Origin of the sequence: Mesorhizobium sp. M1E.F.Ca.ET.041.01.1.1 (genome assembly GCF_003997355.1) — a bacterium.
Classification (GTDB): Bacteria; Pseudomonadota; Alphaproteobacteria; order Rhizobiales; family Rhizobiaceae; genus Mesorhizobium.
This window is the reverse complement of record NZ_RZSL01000656.1, coordinates 1-3,071: the sequence shown is the minus strand read 5'-3', so window position 1 is coordinate 3,071 and position 3,071 is coordinate 1. Positions and strand designations below refer to the sequence as shown.

General features: G+C 65.4%; 4 protein-coding genes. 2 read left to right on the top strand and 2 right to left on the bottom strand.

Annotation, left to right across the window (positions count from 1 at the left end):
- Positions 1-103: 103 nt before the first annotated feature.
- The gene (locus EOA38_RS39855; RefSeq protein WP_127301109.1) at positions 104-436 is read left to right on the top strand and encodes a hypothetical protein; all 333 of its coding nucleotides are present in this window, start codon (positions 104-106) and stop codon (positions 434-436) included.
- A gap of 478 nt (positions 437-914) precedes the next feature.
- Complete coding sequence (locus tag EOA38_RS32040; protein WP_127301108.1) at positions 915-1,502, top strand: hypothetical protein; 588 nt, start codon at positions 915-917, stop codon at positions 1,500-1,502.
- Between the two features lie 83 nt (positions 1,503-1,585).
- Here the strand turns inward: EOA38_RS32040 and EOA38_RS32035 are convergent, their stop codons facing one another.
- Positions 1,586-2,059 carry a type II toxin-antitoxin system VapC family toxin gene (locus tag EOA38_RS32035; RefSeq protein ID WP_127301107.1) on the bottom strand — a complete coding sequence of 158 codons (474 nt, stop codon included), beginning with the start codon at positions 2,057-2,059 and terminating at the stop codon, positions 1,586-1,588.
- The gene (locus EOA38_RS32030; protein WP_065006339.1) at positions 2,056-2,358 is read right to left on the bottom strand and encodes a type II toxin-antitoxin system Phd/YefM family antitoxin; all 303 of its coding nucleotides are present in this window, start codon (positions 2,356-2,358) and stop codon (positions 2,056-2,058) included. Before EOA38_RS32030 ends, EOA38_RS32035 begins: the two co-directional genes overlap by 4 nt.
- Between the last annotated feature and the right edge of the window lie 713 nt (positions 2,359-3,071).

The window sequence follows — 3,071 nt, the reverse complement described above, 5'->3', positions numbered from 1 at the left end:
ACGAGTATGTGATCGGCCGGTTCGGCTTCGTCATCGATCCTGATCGCCACGTCGTCTATGGCGGCCCGTCGAGCTTTGCCGGCTGGCAGGGCAGGCGAAGATCATGAGATTGCCGTCCCACCGCCGCGCCGAGTTCTCGCGCATGCAGGAAGCCCGCCGACAGGTCCAGCGGCAGCTCGACCTCATCGACCGGCAGATCAATCGACGCATGACGGCACTGATGCCGAAACTGCGGTCGCGCGAGTCGAGCTATCGTCGAGGGAAGGATCGGGATGGGAGCGCCTTTCTCGAGCGCTACCGGTCGCATCTTGCCGCCCGCACGGCGGAGCGCCAGCCGGAGATCGATGCGCTGTCCCGAAAGCTCGCGCGACAGGATCTTGCGATCGCCCGTTTCCTCGAGCGGCATGGCGGTTGTCTCGATGGTCGCGCGGCGTGAGAATCAGCCTGTCTGCCGCGAGGGGAGGTAGGTGCCTTGTTCGGCAGCGGCCTCGGCCGAATTGTCGGGGCACAAGCCGGCTCATCTTGTGGTGACGCGACCGGCACAATTCCCCATCAGACTGCAGCGGAGGCGGTGGTGTCACGGCAAGCTGTGCTTCTGTTCTCATGTCGAGGGTCAGGCTCCTTGGCCGGCGCTCCCTTCGTTCGGTGTGCGGTCCTAAACCGGCGGCCGTGCGCTTCAAGGCCGCGTTCCGCGCCGCGGGGCGGCCGGGAGAGCCGCTCTCGACATGGCGGGCCCGCGTCCCGCGCAAGGGCTGGAGAGCCCTGCTTGGACGCAAACCCACCATGCTCGATCTGGCCCTCCCGGACCCTGAAGCGCCCGTCTTTCCGCCGGTTTTGTCTGGACCGCGCCCGAAGGGAGGGCCGGCCAAGGAGCCGGCGACAACCTTCGGCGGAACCGAAGCAAAGGAAATCCCATGACCAAGACCGCTCGCACTTCCCGTCAGTCCGCCCGCGTCGTGCCGTTGCGCAAGGGCACTACCCTCGAAATGGTCCGGCTCTGTTGTCCGGACGCAAGCCAGGCCAGCCTGATTGCCGAAAGCTTCGGCCTGCCCATTCTCGACAGCGACGGCATCCGCGATCTTCACGAAAGGCTCATCATCGACACAGCCGAAGCCCTCAATGACGGCCTGGGCGAGAGGGCGATGCAGATCCACCTGCAGCGGATCGTCGGCGCCTTCGTCGGCTCGGCGCACGGCGCCGGCCAGTTCTACAGCCGCGCGGTGACCGAGGCCCGAGACGCAACCGCCAAGGCCGCCAACGACACCCGCGACGAGGATCTCGACGGTCCGGTCGGTTTCGACAGCGCCGCCCAGCGCAAGCGCGAGTTCGCAGCCGACATGGGCGTCCAGTGCCACGCGCTGCGCATGGCGGCAGAGGGCGCGGTTGCCGCCTACGAGCAGGTCGTCGGCGAGCGCTGGAAGCCCTTCGAGCGTGCCATCGAAAACCCCGGCCAGAGCGTCGACCGCAAGGCCGCCGAGCTCCAGCTGGCGGCGCTCGGCTGAGCCCGCCAGGGCGAGGCCTCAGCCTCGCCCACCATCCCGCAAGCTGGGGCCGGTTCCTGATGGGACCGTCTTTTGTTCCGCCGCTATCTCTCCCTGCCACTTAGCGGGCTGAGTGGGAACATTTGCGCGTCGTCATTCCACGGATCGAAGACGATTGCGCCGGAAGACCGCGCGTCCTTCACGTTGCGCGTGACCAGATAAATGTCGTGTTCGAGCGCGCTTGCAGCGAGCATTGTATCGATGACCGGCGGCGCATGTCCGCTTACGCGCTTGACCTCGCCGGAAATCCGGCCCCAGCGCCGGACGATCGTGTCCCCGAGCGACAGGACGCGCCTGCCGAAGCGCTCCGCCAGCGCATCGCGGGCCGCTATATAGCGCCGCCGCTCGGCGTGATCGGCGGCAAGGTTGTGGATGCCCTTGTCGTATTCGGCAAGCGTCAGCACGCTGATGTGGAAGGTCTCCTCGTCCTGTCCCTCGGCCCAGCGCTTCACAGACGGCGCGCCCTCCGGATTGATGAGGGCGGCCACGACATTGGTGTCGAGCAGCCAGCCCCTCACAGCTCCACATCCCGCCCGTGATCCAGCTCGCGCTCGAGATCGAGCCCGCCGAGATGCAGGCTCTCCATGAACTGCACGAACGGCGGACGAGGTTTCTCAGGCGCCAAGCGCTCGAACTCTTCGACGCTCATCACCACGACCGCATCATGGCCGCGCACGCTCACCCGCTGCGGCCCCTCCTCGCGGGCGTGCCGCACCACCTCGCTGAAGCGCGCCTTCGCGTCCTCGAGTTTCCATCGTCCTGTCGCCGCGCGGGGCGCTGCCCGCTTCGCTTTCGTGAGTTCTGTCCGCTTGCCCATAATCTCATACCTAGTCAGCTGGTCAGATATATAACGCGCGCAAAGCGCTCGTGCCAGCGTATTCGGTCGCAACGGAGGCAGATGACACCGAGGCCGCCAGCACGTCCGCTGCTCGGGCTATCGCAACTGCACACTGCATCCAACGTCCCAGACACGATGAGATAGTTGGTTCGAAATGATGCCTGTCCTGTTATAATTCCCCAGCCGGCGTTTGGGGTGGCAGCAATGTCATTGTCGCGCTACCGCGGTATCTACTGGCCCGCTGAGCTGGACATGCTCCAGCGGGTATTTGATCGGCTGTGCAACGAGCGCCGTCTCGCCAAGAAAGACAGGGAACAGCGGGAATACCTGGCCAGGGAAGTTTTCCAGGCTTTCGATGACGGGGTCACGGACGAAGCGGACCTGCTACGGGCCATTTCGACGAGGCGGAGAGCATGAATCGCAGTCGGTTGCACACGGCCCGGTGACCCTCGGCAGGTAACCGCGTCGCGCACCGAAGCAGATGAATGGCGGAATGTTCCACTAGCATGTGCTTGACGAAGTCGCCCGCTGCTTGCGGGCTAGCTGTCTGTAACCGGTGGGTTCTCCGGCAACCAATTCGGTCCGATTGAAGTCCGATACCTGCAGGAAAGGAAAGCCCGCCGTCTCGGGGAGAGAACGACGGGCTTTGCTCGGGGAGCGGCGGGGGACGGGCCGCTCGGAGCATATAACCC

Excerpts from the sequence above, each read along its gene's own strand:
- EOA38_RS39855 (WP_127301109.1), top strand. The coding sequence starts at position 104 with ATGAGATTGCCGTCCCACCGCCGCGCCGAGTTCTCGCGCATGCAGGAA.
- EOA38_RS32040 (WP_127301108.1), top strand. The coding sequence starts at position 915 with ATGACCAAGACCGCTCGCACTTCCCGTCAGTCCGCCCGCGTCGTGCCG.
- EOA38_RS32030 (WP_065006339.1), bottom strand. The coding sequence starts at position 2,358 with ATGGGCAAGCGGACAGAACTCACGAAAGCGAAGCGGGCAGCGCCCCGC.